Below are 23,333 nucleotides of genomic sequence, written 5' to 3'. Positions count from 1 at the left end.
GCCGATCGGTAAGAACAGACTGATAATATATTAGAATATTCTAAAGTCATCTGAAAACCTATCATCGTATAGCATGCCGGGCATTGATGACGCGGATCAGTTCGGCGACCGCTTTATAGAATTCAGGTGCGATCATCTGGTCGACATTCACCTGCTTATAGAGGGCGCGTGCCAATTGTACATCCTCAAATACTGGAATGGAATTTGCGGTCGCTATTTCTCTTATCTTGAGCGCGATGAGATCTTGTCCTTTTGCAACAACGATTGGCGCTGCATCTTCATTGGGTCGATAGCGTAGTGCTACAGAAAAATGGGTCGGATTTGCGACAATCAGCGTGGCAGTAGGAACTGCGTTGATCATGCGGCGCCGGGCGCGGTCTCGCCCCAGCGAGCGCAGGCGTGCTTTAACCAGTGGATCGCCTTCCGACTGCTTGAGCTCGTCCTTCACTTCCTGCCTGGTCATGCGCAGTTCCTGCTTCCAGTGAATGCGCGACCATGCAAGGTCGAAGCCGGCAATCGCGGTGATCGCGAGGACATTGGCCACCAGAAGCCGCACCAGATTTTCACGCAGAAACTCGGGTAATGCACTCGGGTCGGTCGCTACCGCTTCGGTGAAGAGATTGTTGCCTTTGAAGAAGACAAAGAACACGATCACGCTTGCGGCAATGAATTTCGCCAATGATTTGAGAAACTCGACCTGACCGGCGCGACCGAAAATGCGCGACCAGCCTTTGAGCAGGGAAATGCGCGATGCTTGTGGGCGAATACGCTCACCGACAAATCGCGGCGCATTCTGGAAGGCGGATGCAGCAATGCCCGCAAGCGGAATGATGATGAAGACCGGAATGAGGGCTGCACCGACAGACAGCGCCAGAATGCCAAACAGATGGCTTGCATCTTCTGCGCTGTTAAGGGTCCAATCTTCCGGGCGGTCCATCAGTTCGCGCAAGAAGACAGCCAGTTTGGTTGTTGCGGGTGCCGCGACGAAGACTGCAATCACCAGAAAGGACGCGATACCAGCGAGGATCGGCGTTTCGCGAGAGAAGGGCATGTTGCCCTTGTCCAATGCGTCGCGGATCTTCTTCTCGGTCGCGTCCTCGGTTTTGCTCTCTTTATCGGTATCGTCGGACATATGTCACACGCAAGATTAGAGCGCATCCCGAAAAGTGTGCAACGGTTTTCGGACAAGGATGCGCGTTAAAACAGATGATCAGAGTGCCGATTTGATCCAATCAGATTGGCGCTCTAACTCGGGTCTTCGCCTGAATCGAGAGTGATGATACCGCGCTCTGAAAGATCGATGGCGATGCGTGCAATTGCGCGCCGTGCGTCTGCGATGTTCTGGCTGGTGATGTTGCCTTGTTCGGCTGCCAGTTCGCTTTCGACCATGCGGCGACCGCGCGTGGAAAGCGAGGACAGCACCATTTCCTGAAGCGACGCATCGGCACCCCGCAAAGCGGTTGCGATCTGTTCGGTCTGGACTTCATCAAACAGCAGAAGACGGGCACGCTGCGAGAGGCGTTCCACATCTTCAAAGTTGAAGAGCTTCGCCTTGATGCGCGCGATGTCGTCCTGGCTGAGATCTTTGAGGCTCGACATGAGCTCTTCCATCTCCTGCCGGTCGAGCTGGTTGAAGATGTTGGCGATCTGTCCGTGATGGGCTTTGACCGGGCCTGCATCGCTGCGGCCAAGCAGGTCGCGACGCAATACATCTTCCAGAAGATCGGCTGCAGCTGGCGCAACATTGCCAATATGCAGCGAGCGCTGCACGACGGCACTGCGCAGCTGTGGCGGCAGACCTACAAACATGCGGGCGGCGAGGTCCGACGGCAACTTGGAAACGATATAGGCGATGATCTGTGGATGCTGATCGGCGAGATAGGCCTGCAGGCTCTCGACCGGCAGTCTCGCAAGCTGTACCCAGACGGATTCCTGAACGAGCTGTGGCTGAACGCGCTCTTCAAACACGGCATCGGCTTCGTCTTGTGGCAAGGCTTCGCGCAGCAGGCCTTCAAAGCGCTGTGCCGCTTCTGAAACGGGCGCGCCTTCGGCGAATGAATCTTCGAACTGCTTCACCAGATGTTCAAAGTCGAGCGGAGAAATGGGTTCAAGCGTGCGGGCATGGCCTGCAAGCTTCCGCAAATCTTCGGCGTTGAAGTGTTTGAGCAGCCGTGAGGCGGAAGGGCGGCCGATTGCGACGAGGATCGCAGCCGCTTTCTGCGGACCGGAAAGAGTGTCAATCACTCCGCTTACGCTATCATCGAGAGGCTTCTGCGATTCATTATCGGCCATGGTCGATCCGTTACTTACCGATGATTTCGGTGAGGCTGACGCCGAAGCGGGAGGAATCGTCTTCAAGAACGATCACTTCACCGCGCGCAATCACACGTCCATTGACGACGATATCGACCGGATCGCCGATCTGCTTGTCGAGGGTGATAACAGCACCGCGACCAAGCTTCATCAGATTGGCAACAGGCATGGTCGTTCCGCCCAGCACGACTTGCACGTCGACCGGAATGCCCATGATGAGCTCAAGATTAGGCTTCGCTGCGCCTGTCTTTGCAGCGCGCGGCTTATCTTCCTGCAATTCTTCGATTGCCTCGTTGAGCTCATGCTGCATGTCTTCATCCTTGCTTTTCTTGCTCATGCCTGCCCCGCAATTTCAACGGTCGCCTTCTTGACGGCGCGACGTACGAAGACAGGTAGTGCGTTCTTTTCTTTTGGCGCAGGCTCGCTTACGGGAGCGAAAGCCTGCTCCTCAATACGGGCGACTGTTGCCGTAACATTGCGTGCCTGACGCACATCACGGGAAAGAGCCTTGCGCACGCGGTTCAGCTCCTCAATCGCTTCGTCCATTTCCCGACGAACGCGGGCGGTTTCAGCGAGACGGGCTTCAAGGCGGACGGTTTCATCTGCAAGATCGGTGCGCTGGTTCTGCAAAGATTTTGCAACGCGCTCCAGACCGTTGGAAGCCGCAGCCACGCGAAGCGTCAGCAGCTTGCCGAGCTTGATGGTCTCGTTGGCTTTGCGCCCGACGATGATGAGCGCACCAAGCGAGCCGAGAGCCATCAGCGTGGAAAGTATGTTAGCCAGCAACAAGCTCATCGATGAGATCCTCTTCCTGATTGACCGGATCGCCAACCTTGACTGTAAAGTGAATGCCGGACTTGCCGAGCGTGCATTTGAAAAGCTGCTGATCGCCAGCGCGCAGACGTACCTGTTCCATGGCATCCGTCGGGAGCTTCAGAACCTGACCGATTTCAAGCTTTGAAAGAGCGTCGAGCGTCAGGCTCCCCTGCTGGATGAAGGCTTCAAGCTCAATCCGTGCGCGGCTGACTTCGCTGCGCATTCTTTTGCTCCAGGCGGGATCTGCCTGATCCATCGGACGGCGCAGGAATGCAGCCACGGCATCTTGCATTGGCTTGTGCGTGCTGCGGGGCAGAAGAAGATGCACGGCCCCTGTTTTGCCTGCCGCGACCACATCGATCCGGCAAACGAAGAGGCGCGAACGCTCGAATTCCTCGCTGTTGAACTCAGCCGCGTCTGCGCATTCGCCAGCAGCAAACAGCGCCTGGGCGTTGTTTGAGAAAACCTGATCAAGCGCTGCAGCCATGTGGGATGTCAGCAGGCTCGATATTTTGCGCTCCAGCATACCGAAAGGGCGTTCCAGATCGAAGCTTCCGAGATTTCCCTGTGCGCCAAACATGGCTTCGATCATGGAAAATACCAGTGTCGCATCAGCGGTTACATAGAGCGTGCAACCCCAGCGATCGGCTTTAAGCGGCGCGATAATCGCAGCCTTGTCCATGATGGCATTGAATGCTGCATCGTCCGCAGCCTCAACCTGGCCTGCTTCCGCATCAAATGCAGCAGCACTGCCCTGTTTGAGACGACCGCAAAAATGGGCGGATGCATCCTTGAACACATGCGCAAGCGACTTCAGATCGTCGCCCGACAATCCTGCCGCCCGCAACAGATTTTCAGCGAGCACGTCGTTTTTGCGGTTCTGGCCCAGTGTGGTCATATCAGGCTGCCTGCTGGATCGGCGTTGTCGCCATGGTTTCCTGCTCAACGACGTCGATGCTTGGACGTTCATAAGCGGAGATCGTCTTGCGGCCGTATTCGACGGCGATCTGCGGCAGCGAACCGTTCATATATGCAAGCAGGGTCTGCTTGACGACGGTGTAAAGACGGTTGTTCTTGTCACGCGTCGACTTGATCTTGGTAGCAATCGGACCAACGACACCATAGGAAAAGAAGATACCTGCGAAAGTACCAACAAGGGCCGCACCAATCAGATGGCCGAGCACTTCCGGGGACTGGTTGAGCGCACCCATCGCTTTAATAACACCAAGAACAGCCGCGACGATGCCGAGGGCAGGCAGCGCTTCGGAAATGCTGACCATCGCCTGATAAGGCTTGAGCTTGTCGCGCGAAAGCGTGTGGATTTCTTCATCCATAAGCGCTTCGATTTCATGCGAACGAACATTGCCAACGATGATGAGGCGGCAATAATCGCAGATGAAGTGGATGAGGTCGTCTTTCTTCAGGATGCTTGGATAGGCCTGAAAGATTGCCGATTCCTTGGGGTTGTCGATATGGACTTCCACCTCGTTGCGCGACTTGGCGCGCAGCTCACGCATCAGGCTATAAAGCAATCCGAGAAGATCGAGATAATCACGCTGCTTGGGCACTGCATTGGTAAAGGCCTCCACGCACGCCTTGCCCGTATCTTTCACAAGTGAAAACGGGTTGGCGATGAAGAATGTACCAAGGGCTGCGCCCAGAATAATGACGAATTCCCACGGCTGAACAAGCACGCCGACGTGACCGCCCATGGCGATGAAACCGCCGAGCATACAGCCCAGTGTGATGGCGAGGCCGATGAGAATACCCAAAGCGCAAGACTCCCGTTGGTTCGAAGTTATTCTTACACTGTAGGGAATGCGCCTTGCGCGAAGCTTGTCACATGACGCTTCAGCATAATTCCTTAAACTTAAATCAGTTTAAGGGAAAATTATGCTGCAAATATAAAGTGTTAGAGCGCGTTTGGGTCTGATTGGATCAGGGTGGTGCTCAAATCATTTGTTTTAACGCGTCTTGTTCCGAAAACCGTTTCACCCTTTTGCGGATGCGCTCCAAAATGCATCAGCTTCGGACAAGCTTGAGACCGCATAAAGGGTGTGAAAAATCGCAGGGGGTTCTCGCATGGTCAACACGATGATGAGTTATCGGCTGATCGCGTCCGATATGACGCGGTCGTTGCAGCGCGTTGCGAAGGAACCGCTGGTCGAGCGAGAAACCGCCTATTACAAAGAGAATATCGGCAAGGTGAAATCCATTGATGATTTCATGTCCGATACCCGGCTTTATAACTACGCCATGAAGGCATTCGGCCTGGAAGACATGGCCTATGCCAAGGCATTCGTTCGCAAGATCCTGACCGAAGGCGTCAAAGATGATGACGCGATGGCGAACAAGCTGACCGACAAGCGGTATAAAGAATTTGCGACGACATTCGATTTTGCAGGCAAGGGTGAAAAAGCCACCGAAAGCACGGCTGCCCAGCAAGGTGTGATGGATAAATATATCCGTCAGACACTGGAGACCGAGGCTGGCAGCCAGAACGAGGGTGTCCGTCTGGCGCTCTATTTCGAACGCAAGGCATCCACCATTACCAATGCATACGAAATCCTTGGCGATAAAGCTTTGCTGACCGTTATGCAGACAACGTTTGGCTGGCCCTCGGTGATGTCGAATGCTGACATCGACAAGCAGGCCAAGATGATCGAGGCCAAGGTCGATTTCTCGAAAATGTCAGACCCTGACTATGTATCGAAGATGATCTCGCGTTTTACAGCCATGTACGAAATGAACAATCCAACCACGAGCAGCCCGGCATCAATCGCCTCGCTGTTGCTCGGTGGCACGTCATCGGTCGGCATATCGTCGAGCATTCTGACCACTTTGCAGAACTTCAAGCCGGGCGGACGCTGATCAATGCAGAATAATTCCATCTATGTAGGCCTGTCTTCCCTCGTCACACTTGAACGGCGGATGGATGCCATTGCGCATAATGTGGCAAATATTTCGACGCCGGGCTTTCGCGGCGAAGGCACGAAATTCAATACAATCGTCTCGAACAAGGCCAGCGAAGACGTGAACTTCGCGACCGCAGGCAAGAGCTATATTCGCACAGAAGCAGGCTCAATGCTGGAAACCGGCAATCCTTTTGATGTTGCCGTTAAGGGCGATGCCTGGATGTCGGTCAACACCCCGCAGGGTGTTGTCTATACCCGCGACGGCCGCATGAAGATGATGCCAACCGGCGAACTTGTGTCTGTCACAGGCAATTCGGTTCTGGATGTGGGCGGTGCGCCTATCGTTCTCAATCCGGATGGTGGCGCGCCCAAGATTTCCAGTGACGGTGCGGTCTACCAGAACGGCGCACAGATCGGTGCAATTGGCCTGTTCTCGATCCCAGCAGATGCCGATCTCAGCTATGCAGGCAATTCCGGTGTCATGCCAAGCAAGCCTGCACAGGCTGTCGTTGACGATATGAGTGTCGGCGTTGTGCAGGGGATGATCGAAGGTTCCAATGTTGATGGCATGACGGAAATGACCCGTCTGATCAGCGTCAGCCGGGCTTTTGAGCAGGTGAATAATCTGCTTTCGCAACAGGAAAGCACGGTGGCTGAAGCCATCAGGACGCTGGGCTCCAAAAACGGATGACGCCTGATTTACCGCTCGCGCGGCTCGCCGCCTTTGCACGCCAACAATCGATAGCGCCAAAGTCTCTGACAGGTATTGGCGGTACGGTGAGCGATGTGTCGCGTTCGGCGATTGCGGTACGGGGTCTGTCGCGCAATGCGCGTTTGGGTGATGCGGTGGCTATCCGTGCCGACAGTGGTCAGAGCCTAGCCGAGATCATTCGTGTGGCTGATCATCAGGTGCTCGTGAAGCCGTTCGATGATCGCATAATTCCATCACTTGGCGCCGCTGTTTTTGAAGAAGGGCCGCTTCGCATTCGACCTGCGCCGGAATGGCGTGGCAGGGTCATCAATGCATTGGGCGAGGCGGTAGATGGAAAAGGCGCATTGCAACCCGGTTTGCGCCCCATGGCATCGGAAAACCTTGCGCCAGCCGCCTTGCGACGCGCACGCGTGGATCGCGGATTGCGGACCGGCGTCAATGTCATCGATATTTTCACGCCGCTCTGTTTTGGGCAGCGTATCGGCATTTTTGCAGGCTCAGGTGTTGGCAAATCCACCTTGCTTGCCATGATGACCCGCGCTGCCGATTTCGATACCGTCGTTCTGGCGCTGACCGGTGAACGCGGTCGCGAAGTGCGTGAGATGCTCGAAGAAACCATGGCGGGGCATCTCGATAAAACGGTAACGGTGGTTGCGACGGGCGACGAAAGCCCGATGATGCGCCGCCTTGCTCCCAATACTGCAACCGCAATTGCCGAATATTTCCGCGATCTTGGACAGAATGTCTTGCTGATTGTGGATTCCGTCACACGCTTTGCCCATGCTGCGCGCGAGGTGGCTATTGCTGCGGAAGAACCACCGGTATCGCGGGGTTATCCGCCAAGCGTGTTCAGTCAGTTACCGCGTTTGCTTGAGCGCGCCGGCCCCGGCATTACCGAGGCGGGAGGCAGTATCACGGGCATTTATTCGGTGCTGGTCGATGGCGACGATCACAATGATCCGGTCTCCGATACCATTCGCGGTACGCTCGATGGGCATATTGTTCTTGATCGCGCAATTGCGGCTCAGGGACGTTTTCCGGCGGTCGATATTCCTGCATCGGTTTCACGTCTGGCAAAACATAACTGGACACCAGAGCAGCGCAAACTTGCCACTCAGCTGCGCAGTATGGTTGCCCGTTTTGAAGAGACGCGCGATCTGCGTGCGATTGGCGCCTATCAGAAGGGCAATGACGGATTGCTGGATCAGGCTGTCGATTTTGTTCCGCGCATTTATGATGCGCTGCAGCAGTCGCCCGAGACAGGCCTGTCGGCTGACCCTTATCACGATCTTGCCGCGGCACTGCGCGGGGAAAAACAGGCATGAAGAACATGAAGACGGGTTCGCGCAAAACCATGGAAGAGGCCATTCTCGCTGATCTGGCAGCAGAGGTGGAAGCCGCGACTGTGAGCGAAACCAAAAAGCCGCAAAGTCAGGTTGATCGCTATCTCAAGATTGCAGCAATCACACTTGCTGTTGGCTGTGCGATGCTTCCCTTCGTTACCTATTTGCAACGTGTCGATCTGAGCCCGGATAAGAAGGCCGACAGCAAGATTGTTGATCCGCTTGACCGCTCCGAGCAGAAGACCGTGCGTCATTTTCCGTCTTTCCGCCCGAATGATCAGGTCGCCCCGAGTGAGGATATCGACACCACCACGACTGGTTCGGTCATGTCGAACGGCAAAGGCTTGCCGGGAACAGGCGCGGGTAATGGTGGTGAAGGCGGCGAGGGGCAGGCATTGCCAAAACCGGTATTCGCATTGCGCGAAGTGGTCGGCGGTATGGCGATGATCGAAGATACGTCGGGCTATTGGTTCGTCGAAAAGGGGTCGCTCCTGCCCGACGGCAGCCATCTGGTTTCTATCGGTCGCGGCAATCAGGCCGGTACGTGGAAGCTCACGACATCATCCGGCGATGTGATTGAAATGCGCAGATGAGGCCATGAGCTGGCCTTTATGAAGCTTGCGTCAGTCCGGCTTGCAAACAGTTTGGTTCATTTTTCAGAATTAAAACCACTGCTAATATAAGTATCTGATTTAAATATATTTTATGAGCGTTATCCGCATGTCGGAATGCTCTGCCTTTGCTAAACCTTGCTCCACGCAAGCTTGACGCAAGTTCCGACCTTTAAGTTAACGAACTATAAAGGCGGGATACTCAATGAGCTCCATTCATCTTTTCGATCTGGCTGCAAGGCAGGCGCAGTGGTTGTCGGTACGACAGGCCACGGTTGCGGGCAATGTCGCCAATGCGAATACGCCAGATTTCCGGGCGCGCGACGTTCAGCCCTTCGCTGATGTGCTGGACAAGACCCAGCTCACCATGGCTGCAACAAGTCCGCAGCATCTGGAAGTCGAGGCGAATGGCATCGCAGGCGCCCGGCTGCGCCCGGAGGATATCACCGAGCAGACCCATTCGGGCAATACGGTCGATGTCGAGCGGGAAATGATGAAGGCGGGCGAGATTTCGCGTGAATATTCGCTCAACACCAGCATCGTCAAAGCTTTTCACCGCATGATGCTGTCTGTGGCGAAAGGGTAAGCCATGTCGGATGCCTTGCAAAATACCCTCAAGATTGCAGCGTCGGGGCTTTCGGCGCAGTCGACCCGTTTGCGCATCGTTTCTGAAAACCTCGCCAATGCGCAGGCGACTGCCAAGACTGCCGATGCCGATCCTTACCGCCGCAAGACTGTATCCTTCCGCACGGAAGTCGAGCAGGGCACGGGCGCTGCCGAAGTCCGAGTTGCTGAAGTCGGCAAGGATACCTCGGCCTTTATCGAACAATATGACCCAAGCCATCCGGCAGCGGATGCGCGTGGCTATGTGAAATATCCAAACGTCAACATGGTCGTCGAAATGGCGGACATGCGTGAAGCCAACCGTTCTTACGAAGCCAATTTGCAGGTCGTCAAACAGGCCCGCGAGCTGATTTCAATGACCATCGATCTCCTGAGGAGCACATAATGTACGACTCAATCATGAGTGTTTCGGCGCGCAACGCCCTGTCGCGTCTTTCTGAAACGGTTGCTGAAAAGAGCGTCGGCTCGACCTCGGCTCCGCAGGCTATTCCAACGACGCCCGGCGCGTCCTTCGGGGAAGTGCTGTCGCAGATGACGGATTCCGTTGGTCAGAAGCTGCAGGCAGCGGAAGCCAACTCGATCCAGGGCATCAAAGGCGATGCGCCGCTGCGTGATGTGGTCAGTTCCGTCATGGAGGCCGAGCAGTCGCTTCAGACGGCAATCGCGATCCGCGACAAGATCGTGCAGGCCTATCTCGAAATCAGCCGTATGCCGGTCTGAGTGCTCTCACTGAATAAGGACCCGCTATGAAAGCCCTGACGATTGCCGCAACCGGTATGAACGCCCAGCAGCTCAATCTGGAAGTGATTGCCAACAACATCGCCAATATCAATACGACAGGCTTCAAGCGTGCCCGCGCCGAGTTTTCCGATCTTCTCTATCAATCGGAACGGACCGCTGGTGTGCCAAATCAGGCCAATCAGGCAATCGTTCCCGAAGGCGCGCTGGTCGGGCTTGGTGTTCAGACAGCGGCTGTGCGCAATCTGCATATTCAGGGCAGCTTCAATCAAACCGGCAATCCCTATGACGTGGCGCTGACGGGTCGCGGCTGGTTCCAGATCCAGAGCCCAACGGGCGAAACGCTTTACACGCGCGCTGGCGCATTCAACAAGAATGCCGACGGCCAGCTGGTAACGCTCGATGGTAATCCGGTCGAACCTGCGATCACCATTCCACCTGACGCCATTGAGGTCACGGTTACAGAGACCGGTCAGGTTTTTGCCAAGCTGCAGGATCAGGTCAACCAGGTCGATCTCGGTCAGCTGACACTTGCCAACTTCACCAATGAAGCGGGTCTGGAGCCACTGGGCGGCAATCTCTACCGCGAAACGGAAGCTTCTGGCGGCCCATTGGTCGGCGTCCCGGGTGATCCGGGCTATGGCGCGATCAAGCAGGGTTATCTCGAAGCATCGAACGTCGATCCGGTGAAGGAAATCACTGATCTGATTACGGCACAGCGTGCCTATGAAATGAACTCCAAGGTCATTCAGGCAGCTGACGAAATGGCCGCGACTGTATCGAAGAATCTGCGCTAAAGCATTAGAAATGCTCTCTTTTTGTTTCTACGCACATCTTGGTTCGAAAACCGGTTCCCACTTTTCGGGATGTGCTTCAACGGTGATGGCGATGAGTTATGCGAAGGCAATTTCCCGGAAAACAAGGCTGGCAGTCACTGCCGGCCTTCTGCTGTCCGCAGTAATGGGGTCTGCGACCACAGGCGTAAGCGCTGCCGACCGCATCGCTTTTGTCGTGCCTTCGGCAACCGTCTATCCCGGTCAGATCGTGAGCGATACCGCACTTCTGGAGAAGCAGTTCTTCATCAGCGCACCGGCTGCAAGCCAGTATGTGCTGTCGCAGGATCAGGCGACAGGCAAGGTTGCCCGCAAAACGCTGCTTCCCGGCAAGCCGATCCTCGTATCTGCCCTTGGGGAGCCATCGCTGGTCAAGCGTGGTGTTCCAGCTCCGCTGGTATTCACGTCTGGTACGCTTGTCATCACCGCTATGGGCACACCGCTTGAATCGGGTGCTGCTGGCGACTTTATCAAGATCCGCAATATCGACAGTGGGATCATCGTATCAGGCACAGTGCTTGCCGATGGCCGTATTCAGGTGGGGATGCAGTGAGAAAAGCACGCGCAGCCCTGATTGCCCTTCTGGCTATTGCACTGCAGCCTGTTGCTGGCTTTGCGGATGAATCTTCCAAGAACGCGCGCGAGTTTGGCTCGGCCGTGGAAGCCGACGCAGACTGGCTTGGTTCAGGTGGCGATCCGTCGAAAATGACTTATGCCGAACTGGGCAGAGGCAGCGCTGTTGCGCGCCTGAAAGACATTGCGACCATTCAGGGCGTGCGTGAAAATCAGCTCGTGGGTTATGGTCTTGTTATCGGCCTGAAAGGCAGCGGCGACAGTCTGCGCAATTCACCTTTCACCGAACAATCCATGCGCGCCATGTTGGACAATCTGGGTATTAGCGCACCGCGCAATTCGACCCGTTCCAAGAACACCGCAGCAGTTATCGTAACCGCCAATTTGCCTGCCTTTGCCGGCACCGGCTCCCGTATTGACGTGACCGTGTCTTCGCTGGGCGATGCAACATCGTTGCAAGGCGGTACGCTGGTGATGACACCGTTGATGGGTGCAGATAATCAGGTTTATGCGGTCGCGCAGGGTAACATGATCGTCTCCGGTTTTTCGGCTGAAGGCGATGCTGCAAGCATAACGCAGGGTGTGCCGACGTCGGGCCGTATTCCGAACGGTGCGCTGGTTGAGCGCGAAGTTGCGGGCAATTTCGGCAAGGACAGTGAAATGGTCGTCGAATTGCGCGATCCTGATTTCACCACTGCTGTACGTGCCGCCGATACGATCAACGTTTTTGCCAAGCGCCGTTATGGCCGCGGCGTAGCGATTGCACGCGATGCCAAGACCATCCGGCTTCAGCGCCCGAAGAACGTACCTGCCGCTCGCTTTCTGGCTGAGCTGGAAGGTCTGCCAATCACCACGGATGAAGTCGCACGCGTCGTCGTGGACGAACGCACTGGCACGGTCGTCATCGGTGAGAAAGTACGCATTTCAAAAGTGGCGATCAGCCATGGCAGCCTGACCGTGCGCGTGACCGAAACACCGATGGTCGTTCAGCCCGATCCATTCAGCTACGGCGAAACTGAGGTCGAGCCGAATACTGATATTGCGGTCAATCAGGGTGACTCCAAGATCGGTATCCTGACGGGAGCCAATCTTGAGAACCTTGTCAAAGGTCTGAACCAGATCGGCGTTAAGCCAAATGGCATCATTGCCATTCTGCAGGCTATCAAGACGTCCGGTGCCCTTCATGCTGAACTGGTGGTGCAATGATTATGGCTAGAAACGTCATTCGCTTTGGTTCAGTTCTTGCCGTGCTTTTCGGTGCAGGTTTTCCGGCTTTCGCACAGCAGCCGCTTCCACCTGTCCCGGCACCGCAGCAGGCCGAAACGCCCGCCCCATCAACCGCTGCTCAGCAGTTGGCGGCTTCTGCGCCAATAGGCAACCTTGATGAAATCCGCAAATTCTGCGGCAATATAGATGATCAGGCCGCTGATGCCCGCTATTCGCTGCAGGCCAAGCAGCTTGCCGATCTCAAGGCTGACGTTGAAGAGCGTATGCGCGCGCTGGAAGCCAAGCGCAAAGAATATGAGATGTGGCTGAAGCGTCGCGACGAGTTCGTGAACAAGGCACAGGATTCTCTTGTCGATATCATCTCCAAGATGAAGCCTGATGCAGCTGCAGCGCAGATGTCGCTGATCGGCGATGAAGCGGCAGCGGCTTTGATACTCAAGCTCAATCCGCGTGTTTCGAGCATCATCCTCAATGAAATGCCGCCTGAAAAGGCAGCCAAGCTCGCACGGGTCATTGTTGGCTCGCAGCGCACGACCGCAACGCCGCCGCCCACCAGGGAACAGCGCGCGCAGGCGGAAACCGGGAATTCGGTGCAATGACGAAAAGCATGAACAAAGCGCTCTTTGCAGCAGCAACCTTGGTCCTTTTGGCAGGCTGTGCCACACGGCCGGAAGAGATCGGCCGTGCGCCGGACCTTTCGCCGGTGGCGGCCAATCTCGGTGTCCAGAACAATCCGCAATATAGCGGCTATCCTGTCCGCCCAAGCAAGGCATCCTATTCGCTTTGGGATCAGCGTTCGACGAACTTCTTCAAAGACCCACGCGCCGCCGAGCCGGGCGATGTGCTGACGGTTATCATCTCGATCAATGATCGGGCGAACATGGATAACAAGACGGATCGCGAGCGTGTGTCGAAAGGTCTTTACGGCGGCGGCGCTTCGTTCGACACGAGCAGCCTTTCGGGTGCAGGAGCGGGTGGTACCATGGATGCGTCGGTCAATACGCGATCCAACAGCTCCTCCAAGGGCAAAGGCACGATTGAGCGCAGCGAAGATATCCGTCTGCAGGTCGCCGCCATCGTCACCGATACTCTGCCGAACGGTAACATGATTATTCGTGGTTCGCAGGAAGTGCGCGTTAACAACGAGTTGCGCGTGCTCAACGTTGTCGGTGTTGTGCGTCCGCGCGATATTTCAGGCAACAACACAATTTCCTACGACAAGATTGCCGAGGCGCGTATTTCTTACGGTGGACGCGGTCGCCTGAGCGAAATTCAGCAGCCGCCTTACGGCCAGCAGATTCTCGATCAGATTTCTCCGTTCTGAAGTTGAGCAGGTATGAGCGATACGGCAATCGATAAGGACGGCAAGGCAAAAGGCTCTATCGCGGGTCTGTTGGGCGCTGTTGCAGTTCTGACCGCAATCGCTGGCGGTGGCGGATGGTATCTGGGTGGCGTTATCTCCGCTGACCAGCAAGCCGCAGTTAAATCGACGACGAAGGAAGACAAGCCGAAACAGGGTGATTTTGAATCGCGTTCCATTGGTACAATCATCCCTCTGCAGCCGATTGTGACCAATCTTGGCATTCCGCAGACCACATGGGTCCGACTTGAGGCGGCGCTTGTTGCGAAGCCGGGTCGTGAAATTCCGCCTGCAGTTGCAGCAAGTGTGGGCGATGATTTCATGAGCTTCCTGCGGAGCGTCAATCTCATGCAGTTGCAGGGGGCCGCTGGTTTGGCCTATTTGCGTGCCGATCTTGAAGAGCGGGCGCGGATGCGTTCGGAAGGCGCGGTCGACCGCGTTTTCATTTCGACGCTGGTAGTAGAATGAAGAAAATTTTCGCCCTGAGTGGCTTGCTGACGCTGGCCTTTATTTCTGCTGCCCATGCACAAGCCTTGTCGCTGGATAATCTTCTTCCAGCCGGAAGTGGTGCAGCCAGCGGACAGATCGTTCAGCTGTTTGGCCTTCTGACGGTTCTGTCGGTGGCGCCCGGCTTGCTGATCATGGTCACAAGCTTCACGCGTTTTGCCATTGCGTTCTCGCTTTTGCGTTCGGGGCTTGGGCTTCAGACGGCTCCTGCAAGCATGGTGATGATCTCGCTGGCTTTGTTCATGACCTTTTATGTCATGGCACCAGTGTTTGATCGTGCCTGGAACAATGGCGTGCAGCCTCTGATGCGCAACGAGATCACGCAGGACGTGGCATTTCGTGAAATTTCGAACCCGTTTCGCGAATTTATGATGCGCGAAGTGCGCGACAAGGATTTGCGCCTGTTTGAAGATCTAGCAGATCCGGCATTCCGCACGGGTGAAGACGGCATTGTTGATTTCCGCGTGCTGGTTCCGGCCTTCATGATCTCGGAATTGCGTCGTGGTTTCGAAATCGGCTTCCTGATCGTTCTGCCGTTTCTGGTGATCGACCTCGTGGTCGCAACACTGACCATGTCGATGGGTATGATGATGTTGCCGCCGACGGTGATATCGCTGCCGTTCAAGATACTGTTCTTCGTGCTGATCGATGGCTGGAATATTCTGGTTGGAAGCCTGATACGATCATTCTCCTAAGTCGGGTGGTGCGAAATCAATTGCTTGCTAAGCATTTCCAGCAAAAGTGCGAAGCGGTTTTGCGTGGGATAATGCGCAAAAAAGGGGTTAGAGCGGTTCCAACGTTTCAATGTAAACTGGAACCGCTCTACACATTCTGACTAGGTATCACCCCAGAAAATACCGTTCGTTAAAAACGATCGCATTATATTAATATATTCTTAACAATTGGGTTATAGTGCTAGCATCCATAGTAGGTCCCACGCGTTTCGTGGTGACAGGCATGATGCCGCTCTCCTATGCCGGTAATATTCAATCCGGCCTGTCCCTCAGTTTGTTTTCCCAAGGGGCAATTCAATGTCTAGCATTCTTACCAACTCTTCAGCTCTTACCGCTCTTCAGACCCTTTCCTCGACCAACAAGTCGCTGGAAACCACGCAGAACCGTATTTCGACCGGTCTGCGCATCGGTGAAGCTGCTGACAATGCATCTTACTGGTCGATCGCAACCTCGATGAAGTCCGACAACAAGGCCAACTCGGCTGTTCAGGACGCTCTTGGTCTCGGCGCCGGCAAGGTTGACACTGCATACACTGCAATCAACGACATCAAGGACCAGGTTGACAAGATGAAGTCGCTTCTGGTTAGCGCTCAGGGCGCCAGCCAGGAAGACCAGAAGAAGGTCGCGACCGAACTCAAAGCAATCCAGTCGCAGATCAAGTCATCTGCCAGCAACGCGAACTACGCTGGTTCGAACCTGCTCGTGAACGACGCAGCTGCAACTTCGGACCTTAAGGTTGTTGCATCGTACAACCGTACCGGCACCACTGTAACGATCGACACCGTTGACGTTGCTGCTGCTGACGTACAGGTTTTTGCTGACGCTGCAGGCACCGGCGGTATCGCTGGTGATCTGGTCGCCACTGCTTTCTTCGATCCATCGACTGCAAAGCTTGACGACGCTGCAATCAAGACTGCTCTGGAATCGGTTGAAACCGCTCTGGACAAGCTCACCACCGGTGCAGCTTCGCTCGGTGCTGCAAAGGCACGTATCGACACCCAGAAGAGCTTCATTTCCAAGCTCAGCGACTCGGTTGAAAAGGGCGTTGGTACGCTCGTTGACGCCGACATGAACAAGGAATCGGCTCGTCTGTCGGCTCTGCAGGTTCAGCAGCAGCTGGGCGTTCAGGCTCTCTCGATCGCTAACTCGTCGAGCCAGTCGATCCTGTCGCTGTTCCGCGGCTAATCACTTAGCTGATACGGTTGATACTTTGAGGGGCGTGGAATTTATTCCGCGCCCTTCTTCTTTTCTAAAAAATCGCCTCCTCATTCAAGCCGACACTTTCGCGCAAGCTTCGCGATCTATTTTGTTCGCATCAGGATGGCGGTGGTATCGATGCAGCAGAATTTCCAGCAATTACTCGAACAGCTTAAGGGAACGCTCGGCAAGCTTGGCGCGCGAAAACTTATAGCGCTCGGACTTGTCGGAGCTGCACTGATGGGCGCTATTCTTTATACGAGCGTCTATCTGAGCCGCCCCTCCTATGAGACGCTTTATGTCGGCCTTTCGCGCGATGACGTGAACCGTATGGGGCTGGCGCTCGGTGAAGCTGGCATTGCTTTCGACGTGAAGTCCGACGGTTCATCGATCCTTGTTCCTGTCGGCAAGGCCGAACAGGCGCGTATGTATCTGGCTGAAAAAGGTCTGCCGACGTCAAACAACGCCGGTTACGAGCTTTTCGACAATATGGGCTCGCTTGGCCTGACATCGTTCATGCAGGAAATCACGCATGTTCGGGCACTTGAAGGCGAGATCGCGCGTACCATTCAGGCCATTCGTGGCGTAAAAGCTGCGCGCGTTCACATCGTCATGGCCGAAAAAGGCTCGTTCCGTCGCGGTGATCAGAAGCCGTCTGCTTCGGTTGTGATCCGCGCTGAAGGCGGCTTTGCCGCTGAATCCGCGCAGTCGATCCGCCAGCTGGTTGCTGCCGCTGTGCCATCGCTGGATGCTTCGTCCGTTACGGTTCTCGATACCAATGGTCGTCTGCTCGCATCTGCGGGAGAGGCTGCGAATGGTGCTGCTCTTCTGACCGCGTCGCTTGAACAGCAGGTTGCTGGCAATGTGGATGAGAGCATCCGCAAGGCGCTTGCTCCATATCTCGGTGTTGGTCACTTCCAGAGCAGTGTTCAGGCAACGCTTGATACCGACCGCCGTCAGACAAATGAAACGCAATTCGATCCTGAATCGCGCGTTGAACGTTCTGTTCGTGTTGTGCGTGAAAGCGGAGACTCCCGCAACGCACGTAACGACAATGCCACCGGCGTTGAGCAGAACATTCCGCAGGAAGAAATTCAGAACCGCAACGGCGAAAGCTCGTCTGAAAAGACTGATCGCCGCGAAGAACTGACCAATTACGAAATGAACACCAAGACGGTATCCACAGTCAGCGATGGCTACACCGTCAAGCGTCTGTCGATTGCGGTCGTCATCGATCAGGCGCGTCTGCTTGAAACGGCTGGCACCACGCCGCCGCCTGCCGATTTTGTCGATCAGCAGCTCTTGAAAATCCGCGACCTCCTTGCAACTGCCGCCGGTCTCAATCCTGATCGTGGTGATGTGATCAACGTAACGGCTGTCAACTTTCTCAGCCCGGCAGGCGCAGATATGGAGCCGGTTTCGACGCCATGGTCCGAGCAGCTGATGCGTCAGAGCGGTTCCTACGTTAATGCACTGGCAATTCTTGCCGCTGTTGCGCTCCTGATCTGGTTTGGTGTCCGTCCTTTGCTCCGCGATCAGAACGCGAAGCCATCCGGAACAGAAGTTGCGCTGCTTGAACCGGGTGATGTCGCTGTGCCAAACTTTGTTGGTGATACGCAGCAGGCCATCGCCGGTGAGGGTGCCAAGGCAGTGATCGGTGGACCAGAAGCCTATGCCGATCAGATGAAGACCAGCCTTAGCGATTTGCGTCAGCGTATGCGCATGCCTGCCAAATTGCGCCTCGAACAGATGATCGAGATGGATGAAGAGCGCGTTGCCGCAGTTCTCAAGCAGTGGATCCACGAAACCGCCATCAAGCAGGAAGCAGCATCAAACCAGCGATCTGTAATGCCGGAGCTTGAGGCTGCCTGATTATGAGCACGCTCGCACTCAGCCGCTACCTTCCTGATTTCTCGACGCATCGTATCGCCGACGAAGCGGTAGAAATCATTGCGGCCCCCGCACAGCCGCAGCCTTTGTCGGAGCTCTTGCCGCACACCGATCCGCAAATGGCTGAGGTTTCGGAGAAGCCTCCATTTGCAGAGCAGGCGGAAGTCGCAAGCATCATCGCCATTGAAGAGGAAAAGCGGGCTGCATTTGAGGCCGGTCGCGAAGACGGTCACAAGGAAGCAGAAGCGCTTTATGAGGCCGAGAAGGCCAGGCTGCTGCGTGAGCATGAAGCGGACATCGAAGCATTGCGTGCGAGTTTCTCTCGTGAGCAGGCCAATCTCCTGGCTGGTGCCTTGACGGAAGCTGTGAGCGGGCTTGAACAATCCATGTCCGCGCAGATTGCCGAGGTTCTCGCACCGTTGCTGGCAGCTAAAATCGAACAGGACGCGATTGCGGGTTTCGCGCAGCGGATCAGCAAGCTGGCTCTGGAAGGCGAAGCACCTGAAATCTTCGGTCCAGCGCATTTGCTTGAGCCGCTCAAGGACCATGCCGACCTTCTGCCGCCTGGATGCCGTTTTACTGAGAATGCGTCCAGCGAACTCTCATTTTCCTTTGGCGATCGTGCGCTTGAAACACGCGTCGCGCCAGTTCTGGAAGAACTAAGGGCTGCTGCCAGATGAGCATCGATCCGGAAACCAAGCGCGAAATCATTATTGTCCGCCGTGGCAAGCACGATGATCATGACGGTCATCATGGCGGCGTCTGGAAGATCGCTTACGCTGACTTCATGACTGCGATGATGGCGTTCTTCCTCGTCATGTGGCTCATCAATGCGGCCAACGAAGAAAGCAAGGCGGCTGTCGCCAGCTACTTCAATCCCGTTAAGCTGATGGATCGTCATTCAAGCCCAAAGGGCGTGCAGGACATTGACGAACAGAACGGCAAAGTTCGCTTTGAGAGCGACAAGCAGATTGAAAACAGCACCAAGGTTATCAACGATAGCGCTGCTTCCCCGCCGATTGAGCAGGAAGAAAGCCGCATGTTCCGCGAGCCATATGCGGTCTTGTCCGAACTTGCGCATGAAACGGGCGTTCTGCAGAACCAATCCACGAAGGGCGATGGCGGCAGCGCACAGGCTGGCACGCAGACAGGCGCTGATGGCGGCGATGCCTATCGCGATCCGTTCAGCCCTGACTACTGGTCGAGCAAGGCTGCGGAAGAGCTGACGCCACCGGAAGCTGCCCCTGCAACGCCGCCACAGCAAACAGCGGAAGCAAAAACCGAGGCAAAGCCCGAAGAAGCTGAAAAGCCAGCAGAGAACCAGGAAAAGCTGATTTCTGATTTGAAGAAGGCAGCAGACGGAGACGCATCGACCGATGGCAGCAAGGCGGCAAAGGCTGAGCCTATGCCTGATGTGACAGTCGTCCCGGTCGATGGCGGCGTCATGATTCAGCTGACTGATAAAGTCGATTTCGGCATGTTCACGATTGGCTCCGCCAAACCGGATGCGCGTGTTGTGCAGATGCTTGAACGCATTGCGCAGGTTATCGCGCGTCAGCCGGGGGAGGTTGTCATCAGCGGTCACACTGACGCCCGACCTTTCAAGAGTGCGACCTATGACAATTGGCGCTTGTCTTCGGCTCGTGCGCAGATGGCCTATTACATGCTGGTGCGTGGTGGGCTGGATGAAAAGCGTGTCCTGCGTGTTGAAGGCTATGCTGACCGTCAGCCAAAGAACGCCGCCGATCCAAATGCCGCCGAAAATCGTCGCATCGACATCTTCCTCAAGTCCAACCCATGAAGAAACTGGTAAAGCGCTCCCTGCTGGCACTTGTTGCAAGCCTACCGCTGGCAAGCGGAGGGGCGGTTTCCTATGGGCAGACGCAAGCAGCAGAAGAGCCACGCAGCTTGCCGGTGCTTGAGCCTTATAAGCTCGTCCGCTCACTGCGCATGTTGCAGGATCAGCTGGTTTCCGGAAAGCCTGAAGCCGTTGTGATGCTCAACAGGCTGCTGATTTTTGTGAGCGCTGATATGGAACGCGCTCCAAAGGAATTCTGGGACAAGCCTGAGAATATCTATGCGGCAATCATCTATCTGTTTAACGGCGGCAATCCTGATGCCGTGCGAAAGGTGCTTGCTGGTTTTGATGGCGAGACTGTTCCGCAAGAACTCGTCAAAGGCGCGCTTGCCTATGCATCGGGTCAGAATATTGAGGTGGTGAAGCTGTTCTCAGTGCCGCTGTCATCACAGCTGCCAGCCGAGCTGCGCTCTTCCATCGTGCTGGTAACGGCCAGCCAGATGACGGCTTTTGATCCGGCAACGGCACTTCTGCGACTTGATCAGGTGCGGCTCGATAGTCCGGGTACGCTTTTTGAAGAAGCGGCTATTCGTCGTTCGATGCCGATTGCCGCCAAGCTCGGTGACGCAGACAAGATCAGGATGCTATCGCGCAATTACCTTCAGCGCTTCCCGCGCTCGCCCTATATGCGCGATTTCATGAAGCAGTTTGTGGATGCCGCGTTGAAACTCAATGATCGCATCGGCAATGCCGAACTGGTCAAGCTGATTGGTACAGCTGATCCGGTCATGCAATATTCGCTTTATCTGCAGATTGCGCGTGGCGCTCTGGTGGATGGGCAGACGGAGCGCGCGCGCTTCATGTCGGCTGAAGCAAGAAAGCTTGCCGATCATCTGAAAGCCGACCCGAGCAGAGCCAATCTTTATGCCGCGGCAAGTGATGTTGCTTCGGATTCCGCCAAAGATGCATTGCGTGAATTGTCTCAGATTTCGCCCGATCGTTTGCAGGAACGCGACAGGCAGCTTCTGCAGGCGGCAGAAGCGGTTGGCTCGGTGGTGACACGCAAGCCTCCCGTTGAGGGTGCAACAAAGCCAGTCAGAAGCGAAACTGACATTCCGGCAATGCCGATTGCTGACGGTGATGAGGCGCCCGTCGTGCCCAAGGCGCCAGAGACCCCTTCGCCTGCTGCCGGTTGGAAGCCATCCCAGCCTGCAAAGCCGGAAGATGATGTGCAGAAGACCATGGATGATGCGCGGCGCAAGCTTGCGGAAATTGATGCCTTGCTAGGAAAGACTATTCAATGAGCGTAGATCTTTTGCTCACTACGGCTGGAAGACTGGCTTCACTTGCCAAAGGTACTGGCGCCCAACAGGGCGCTGTGGCAAAAGCCAATGGCGAAAATCAGGAACAGTCTGAACCGGCAAAATTGTTTGGCGCATTGCTGGAAAAGTCTCAAAACAAGCTATCGCTTGAAGGCGAGCAGAAGGATGAGACGCAGTCGGAAGATAGCGACAAAGCTGATCGCGATACGCCTGCTCAATCTTCGGTCTATGGTGTGTCGCAGAACCTGCTTGCACTTGCTGCAGGGTTCAACAACCCAAAAGATGAGGATCAGCTTGCTGCGCGTGATAATGCCGCCAAACAGTCGATGAATGTATCGGCGCTGGCCGATGCTGCTGAAGCTGCAGATCCTGCACTGACGACTGCAGTTGCCGCTGACCTGCCTATGCCTGATGCAGAGCTAAAGAAGGATCAGAAGGAAAACGTTCAGGCAAACAAGCAGACGCAAGCAACAGCAGATTCCAAGGGTGCCGCAAAGCCTGAGAATTTGGCCAGCCACACTCCACCTGCTGCAACGAAAGATCAGCAGACTGACAGCGCCACAGACGGATCTTCTGCATCGCCCAAGCCTGAGCTTACACCTCAATCCAACAATGCCGCAGAAGCTGATCGTCCAAATGTTCAGCCGCAGCAGCAAACAGGAAAGTCTGCACCTGTTGCCGATGTAAAATCGCCTTCACCAGCAGCGCCAACTGCTGCTGCACGTATCGCGGATATCCAAGTCCTCTCTGAACGCAGCTTTGGTGCTGTGAAAACCTTGCAGATCAGGCTTGATCCGGTGGAGCTTGGTGCAGTGACTGCTCGTATTCGTCTGGTTGCCGACAGCGTGGAAGTGCATCTGGTGGCTGACAAAGCCCATGCTGCCGAGGCGCTGGCTGCCGATCGCTCAATGATCGAAAAAGCTTTGAAAGTTGCAGGCATTACGGACGACACGAAAATTTCGGTCACGGTGACTGAACGCGGAGCAGTCAGTGCAGTTCAGCACAGCTCCGCGAGCCATAGTGCCGGGCAACAGCAGGCCAGCTCTCAACAGCAAGGCCAGCAGACTTTTGACATGCAAAATGGCTCGGATGGCCGGGGAAATGCGCAGGCGCAGTCTCAGGCGCAATTTATGGGTGGTGAGGGCAGGCAGAATGGCGAATCTGGCCAGGCAGACAGCAATAATGCACGCGCTCGCACATCGACTGAAGCCAATGAGCGCGAAATTTCTGGTCTTTCTGGCGGCCGCAATCGCGGCCTCGTCGTTTAGTTTAGCAGGCGCTAAAGCAGAGAATATTTGCGAACGGGAAATGCATCGAGCGTCCGCCCGCTATGATGTGCCACTCGGTATTCTTTATGCTGTTGGTCTGACCGAAACCGGGCGCAAAAACTCGCTCCAGCCCTATGCGATGAACATTGAAGGAAAGGCAGAGTTTTTCCCATCTCAAGCGGCCGCTTTAAGACGTTTCACCCAAGTACACGCCGAAGGTGCAAAACTGATTGATCTGGGCTGTATGCAGATCAATCACTATTATCATTCCAGCGAATTTCCGTCTGTCGGCGCGATGCTGCAACCAAGCCTCAATGTTGATTATGCTGCGCGCTTCCTAAAGCGTCTGCGTGAGCGCGAAGGCAACTGGACAATGGCAGTCGCGCGTTATCACGCAGGTCCAAATAACGATCCTGCACAGAAGCGATATGTGTGTCGGGTGATGACAAATATGATCGCAACAGGCTTCGGAAATTGGACGCCTCAGGCAAAAAACTTCTGCGCAGGTTGATCGGGAATCCCGCAAAATTGCGGGTTGTAGAGCGATGCCAT

26 protein-coding genes and 1 pseudogene are annotated in these 23,333 nt (G+C 55.4%); 21 read left to right on the top strand and 6 right to left on the bottom strand.

Annotation, left to right across the window (positions count from 1 at the left end):
* Positions 1 to 61 precede the first annotated feature (61 nt).
* The 6 genes from flhB to motA all read right to left on the bottom strand — a co-directional run bounded on the left by flhB (position 62) and on the right by motA (position 4,901).
* Entirely contained in the window at positions 62 to 1,132 is a 1,071-nt protein-coding gene (flhB, locus tag CEV34_RS11295) for a flagellar type III secretion system protein FlhB (RefSeq protein ID WP_007877077.1), read from the bottom strand.
* 113 nt (positions 1,133 to 1,245) lie between these two features.
* Entirely contained in the window at positions 1,246 to 2,292 is a 1,047-nt protein-coding gene (locus CEV34_RS11290) for a flagellar motor switch protein FliG (protein WP_007877076.1), read from the bottom strand.
* A gap of 10 nt (positions 2,293 to 2,302) precedes the next feature.
* Positions 2,303 to 2,650 (bottom strand): flagellar motor switch protein FliN, encoded by a 348-nt coding sequence (gene fliN / locus CEV34_RS11285; RefSeq protein WP_039860233.1) that lies wholly within the window; start codon positions 2,648 to 2,650, stop codon positions 2,303 to 2,305.
* Positions 2,647 to 3,108, bottom strand: coding sequence for a BAB2_0123 family type IV secretion system effector (locus tag CEV34_RS11280; RefSeq protein WP_007877072.1), 462 nt, complete (start codon positions 3,106 to 3,108; stop codon positions 2,647 to 2,649). Before CEV34_RS11280 ends, fliN begins: the two co-directional genes overlap by 4 nt.
* A complete protein-coding gene (locus CEV34_RS11275) occupies positions 3,089 to 4,027 on the bottom strand; it encodes a FliM/FliN family flagellar motor switch protein (RefSeq protein WP_007877071.1) in 939 nt (312 codons plus the stop codon). The genes CEV34_RS11280 and CEV34_RS11275 overlap by 20 nt, the downstream gene beginning before the upstream one ends.
* Before the next feature lies 1 nt (position 4,028).
* On the bottom strand, positions 4,029 to 4,901 hold the full coding sequence (gene motA, locus CEV34_RS11270) for a flagellar motor stator protein MotA (protein WP_007877070.1): 873 nt from the start codon (positions 4,899 to 4,901) through the stop codon (positions 4,029 to 4,031).
* Positions 4,902 to 5,211: 310 nt separating this feature from the next.
* On the opposite strand from motA, the gene CEV34_RS11265 reads away from it, so the two are divergent.
* The 21 genes and pseudogenes from CEV34_RS11265 to CEV34_RS11165 all read left to right on the top strand — a co-directional run bounded on the left by CEV34_RS11265 (position 5,212) and on the right by CEV34_RS11165 (position 23,292).
* The gene (locus CEV34_RS11265; RefSeq protein ID WP_094543635.1) at positions 5,212 to 6,000 is read left to right on the top strand and encodes a DUF1217 domain-containing protein; all 789 of its coding nucleotides are present in this window, start codon (positions 5,212 to 5,214) and stop codon (positions 5,998 to 6,000) included.
* A 3-nt stretch (positions 6,001 to 6,003) separates the two neighbouring features.
* Positions 6,004 to 6,735 carry a flagellar basal-body rod protein FlgF gene (flgF, locus tag CEV34_RS11260; RefSeq protein WP_007877067.1) on the top strand — a complete coding sequence of 244 codons (732 nt, stop codon included), beginning with the start codon at positions 6,004 to 6,006 and terminating at the stop codon, positions 6,733 to 6,735.
* Positions 6,732 to 8,081, top strand: coding sequence for a flagellar protein export ATPase FliI (gene fliI, locus CEV34_RS11255; protein ID WP_007877065.1), 1,350 nt, complete (start codon positions 6,732 to 6,734; stop codon positions 8,079 to 8,081). Before flgF ends, fliI begins: the two co-directional genes overlap by 4 nt.
* Before the next feature lie 5 nt (positions 8,082 to 8,086).
* Positions 8,087 to 8,692 (top strand): hypothetical protein, encoded by a 606-nt coding sequence (locus CEV34_RS11250; protein ID WP_039860274.1) that lies wholly within the window; start codon positions 8,087 to 8,089, stop codon positions 8,690 to 8,692.
* A gap of 223 nt (positions 8,693 to 8,915) precedes the next feature.
* Positions 8,916 to 9,296, top strand: a complete 381-nt coding sequence (gene flgB, locus CEV34_RS11245) for a flagellar basal body rod protein FlgB (RefSeq protein WP_007877061.1) — start codon at positions 8,916 to 8,918, stop codon at positions 9,294 to 9,296.
* Between the two features lie 3 nt (positions 9,297 to 9,299).
* Positions 9,300 to 9,719 carry a flagellar basal body rod protein FlgC gene (gene flgC, locus CEV34_RS11240; protein ID WP_007877060.1) on the top strand — a complete coding sequence of 140 codons (420 nt, stop codon included), beginning with the start codon at positions 9,300 to 9,302 and terminating at the stop codon, positions 9,717 to 9,719.
* The gene (locus CEV34_RS11235) at positions 9,719 to 10,054 is read left to right on the top strand and encodes a flagellar hook-basal body complex protein FliE (RefSeq protein WP_007877059.1); all 336 of its coding nucleotides are present in this window, start codon (positions 9,719 to 9,721) and stop codon (positions 10,052 to 10,054) included. Before flgC ends, CEV34_RS11235 begins: the two co-directional genes overlap by 1 nt.
* Positions 10,055 to 10,080: 26 nt before the next feature.
* On the top strand, positions 10,081 to 10,869 hold the full coding sequence (flgG, locus tag CEV34_RS11230) for a flagellar basal-body rod protein FlgG (RefSeq protein WP_007877058.1): 789 nt from the start codon (positions 10,081 to 10,083) through the stop codon (positions 10,867 to 10,869).
* Between the two features lie 91 nt (positions 10,870 to 10,960).
* A complete protein-coding gene (gene flgA, locus CEV34_RS11225) occupies positions 10,961 to 11,458 on the top strand; it encodes a flagellar basal body P-ring formation chaperone FlgA (RefSeq protein WP_007877057.1) in 498 nt (165 codons plus the stop codon).
* Complete coding sequence (locus CEV34_RS11220; protein WP_235819036.1) at positions 11,410 to 12,684, top strand: flagellar basal body P-ring protein FlgI; 1,275 nt, start codon at positions 11,410 to 11,412, stop codon at positions 12,682 to 12,684. The genes flgA and CEV34_RS11220 overlap by 49 nt, the downstream gene beginning before the upstream one ends.
* Positions 12,681 to 13,304 carry a MotE family protein gene (locus CEV34_RS11215; RefSeq protein ID WP_007877054.1) on the top strand — a complete coding sequence of 208 codons (624 nt, stop codon included), beginning with the start codon at positions 12,681 to 12,683 and terminating at the stop codon, positions 13,302 to 13,304. The genes CEV34_RS11220 and CEV34_RS11215 overlap by 4 nt, the downstream gene beginning before the upstream one ends.
* A complete protein-coding gene (gene flgH / locus CEV34_RS11210) occupies positions 13,301 to 14,029 on the top strand; it encodes a flagellar basal body L-ring protein FlgH (protein WP_064321432.1) in 729 nt (242 codons plus the stop codon). The genes CEV34_RS11215 and flgH overlap by 4 nt, the downstream gene beginning before the upstream one ends.
* 12 nt (positions 14,030 to 14,041) lie before the next feature.
* Positions 14,042 to 14,533 carry a flagellar basal body-associated FliL family protein gene (locus tag CEV34_RS11205; RefSeq protein ID WP_007877052.1) on the top strand — a complete coding sequence of 164 codons (492 nt, stop codon included), beginning with the start codon at positions 14,042 to 14,044 and terminating at the stop codon, positions 14,531 to 14,533.
* Positions 14,530 to 15,267, top strand: coding sequence for a flagellar type III secretion system pore protein FliP (gene fliP / locus CEV34_RS11200; RefSeq protein ID WP_007877050.1), 738 nt, complete (start codon positions 14,530 to 14,532; stop codon positions 15,265 to 15,267). The genes CEV34_RS11205 and fliP overlap by 4 nt, the downstream gene beginning before the upstream one ends.
* A gap of 336 nt (positions 15,268 to 15,603) precedes the next feature.
* On the top strand, positions 15,604 to 16,491 hold the full coding sequence (locus CEV34_RS11195) for a flagellin N-terminal helical domain-containing protein (RefSeq protein ID WP_007877048.1): 888 nt from the start codon (positions 15,604 to 15,606) through the stop codon (positions 16,489 to 16,491).
* A gap of 135 nt (positions 16,492 to 16,626) precedes the next feature.
* Complete coding sequence (fliF, locus tag CEV34_RS11190; protein ID WP_007877046.1) at positions 16,627 to 18,375, top strand: flagellar basal-body MS-ring/collar protein FliF; 1,749 nt, start codon at positions 16,627 to 16,629, stop codon at positions 18,373 to 18,375.
* 2 nt (positions 18,376 to 18,377) lie between these two features.
* Entirely contained in the window at positions 18,378 to 19,073 is a 696-nt protein-coding gene (locus CEV34_RS11185; protein ID WP_007877044.1) for a hypothetical protein, read from the top strand.
* Positions 19,070 to 20,194 (top strand): flagellar motor protein MotB, encoded by a 1,125-nt coding sequence (locus CEV34_RS11180; protein WP_064321436.1) that lies wholly within the window; start codon positions 19,070 to 19,072, stop codon positions 20,192 to 20,194. The genes CEV34_RS11185 and CEV34_RS11180 overlap by 4 nt, the downstream gene beginning before the upstream one ends.
* A pseudogene (locus CEV34_RS11175) lies at positions 20,191 to 21,262 on the top strand (chemotaxis protein); the annotation flags it as partial. The gene CEV34_RS11180 and the pseudogene CEV34_RS11175, both read left to right, overlap by 4 nt.
* A gap of 229 nt (positions 21,263 to 21,491) precedes the next feature.
* On the top strand, positions 21,492 to 22,781 hold the full coding sequence (fliK, locus tag CEV34_RS11170; RefSeq protein WP_007877034.1) for a flagellar hook-length control protein FliK: 1,290 nt from the start codon (positions 21,492 to 21,494) through the stop codon (positions 22,779 to 22,781).
* 40 nt (positions 22,782 to 22,821) lie between these two features.
* Entirely contained in the window at positions 22,822 to 23,292 is a 471-nt protein-coding gene (locus CEV34_RS11165; RefSeq protein ID WP_007877033.1) for a transglycosylase SLT domain-containing protein, read from the top strand.
* The last annotated feature ends 41 nt before the right edge of the window (positions 23,293 to 23,333 follow it).

This window comes from Brucella pseudogrignonensis, from assembly GCF_002252525.1.
In the GTDB taxonomy this organism is placed as follows: domain Bacteria; phylum Pseudomonadota; class Alphaproteobacteria; order Rhizobiales; family Rhizobiaceae; genus Brucella; species Brucella pseudogrignonensis.
The sequence above is the reverse complement of the archived record's forward strand: the minus strand, read 5'-3'. Positions and strand labels throughout refer to the sequence as shown.

Bases quoted from the DNA above. Each gene is read 5' to 3' on its own strand.
- flhB (WP_007877077.1), bottom strand. From the start codon at position 1,132: ATGTCCGACGATACCGATAAAGAGAGCAAAACCGAGGACGCGACCGAG.
- CEV34_RS11290 (WP_007877076.1), bottom strand. From the start codon at position 2,292: ATGGCCGATAATGAATCGCAGAAGCCTCTCGATGATAGCGTAAGCGGA.
- fliN (WP_039860233.1), bottom strand. From the start codon at position 2,650: ATGAGCAAGAAAAGCAAGGATGAAGACATGCAGCATGAGCTCAACGAG.
- CEV34_RS11280 (WP_007877072.1), bottom strand. From the start codon at position 3,108: ATGAGCTTGTTGCTGGCTAACATACTTTCCACGCTGATGGCTCTCGGC.
- CEV34_RS11275 (WP_007877071.1), bottom strand. From the start codon at position 4,027: ATGACCACACTGGGCCAGAACCGCAAAAACGACGTGCTCGCTGAAAAT.
- CEV34_RS11265 (WP_094543635.1), top strand. From the start codon at position 5,212: ATGGTCAACACGATGATGAGTTATCGGCTGATCGCGTCCGATATGACG.
- flgF (WP_007877067.1), top strand. From the start codon at position 6,004: ATGCAGAATAATTCCATCTATGTAGGCCTGTCTTCCCTCGTCACACTT.
- fliI (WP_007877065.1), top strand. From the start codon at position 6,732: ATGACGCCTGATTTACCGCTCGCGCGGCTCGCCGCCTTTGCACGCCAA.
- CEV34_RS11250 (WP_039860274.1), top strand. From the start codon at position 8,087: ATGAAGACGGGTTCGCGCAAAACCATGGAAGAGGCCATTCTCGCTGAT.
- flgB (WP_007877061.1), top strand. From the start codon at position 8,916: ATGAGCTCCATTCATCTTTTCGATCTGGCTGCAAGGCAGGCGCAGTGG.
- flgC (WP_007877060.1), top strand. From the start codon at position 9,300: ATGTCGGATGCCTTGCAAAATACCCTCAAGATTGCAGCGTCGGGGCTT.
- CEV34_RS11235 (WP_007877059.1), top strand. From the start codon at position 9,719: ATGTACGACTCAATCATGAGTGTTTCGGCGCGCAACGCCCTGTCGCGT.
- flgG (WP_007877058.1), top strand. From the start codon at position 10,081: ATGAAAGCCCTGACGATTGCCGCAACCGGTATGAACGCCCAGCAGCTC.
- flgA (WP_007877057.1), top strand. From the start codon at position 10,961: ATGAGTTATGCGAAGGCAATTTCCCGGAAAACAAGGCTGGCAGTCACT.
- CEV34_RS11215 (WP_007877054.1), top strand. From the start codon at position 12,681: ATGATTATGGCTAGAAACGTCATTCGCTTTGGTTCAGTTCTTGCCGTG.
- flgH (WP_064321432.1), top strand. From the start codon at position 13,301: ATGACGAAAAGCATGAACAAAGCGCTCTTTGCAGCAGCAACCTTGGTC.
- CEV34_RS11205 (WP_007877052.1), top strand. From the start codon at position 14,042: ATGAGCGATACGGCAATCGATAAGGACGGCAAGGCAAAAGGCTCTATC.
- fliP (WP_007877050.1), top strand. From the start codon at position 14,530: ATGAAGAAAATTTTCGCCCTGAGTGGCTTGCTGACGCTGGCCTTTATT.
- CEV34_RS11195 (WP_007877048.1), top strand. From the start codon at position 15,604: ATGTCTAGCATTCTTACCAACTCTTCAGCTCTTACCGCTCTTCAGACC.
- fliF (WP_007877046.1), top strand. From the start codon at position 16,627: ATGGCGGTGGTATCGATGCAGCAGAATTTCCAGCAATTACTCGAACAG.
- CEV34_RS11185 (WP_007877044.1), top strand. From the start codon at position 18,378: ATGAGCACGCTCGCACTCAGCCGCTACCTTCCTGATTTCTCGACGCAT.
- CEV34_RS11180 (WP_064321436.1), top strand. From the start codon at position 19,070: ATGAGCATCGATCCGGAAACCAAGCGCGAAATCATTATTGTCCGCCGT.
- fliK (WP_007877034.1), top strand. From the start codon at position 21,492: ATGAGCGTAGATCTTTTGCTCACTACGGCTGGAAGACTGGCTTCACTT.
- CEV34_RS11165 (WP_007877033.1), top strand. From the start codon at position 22,822: ATGCATCGAGCGTCCGCCCGCTATGATGTGCCACTCGGTATTCTTTAT.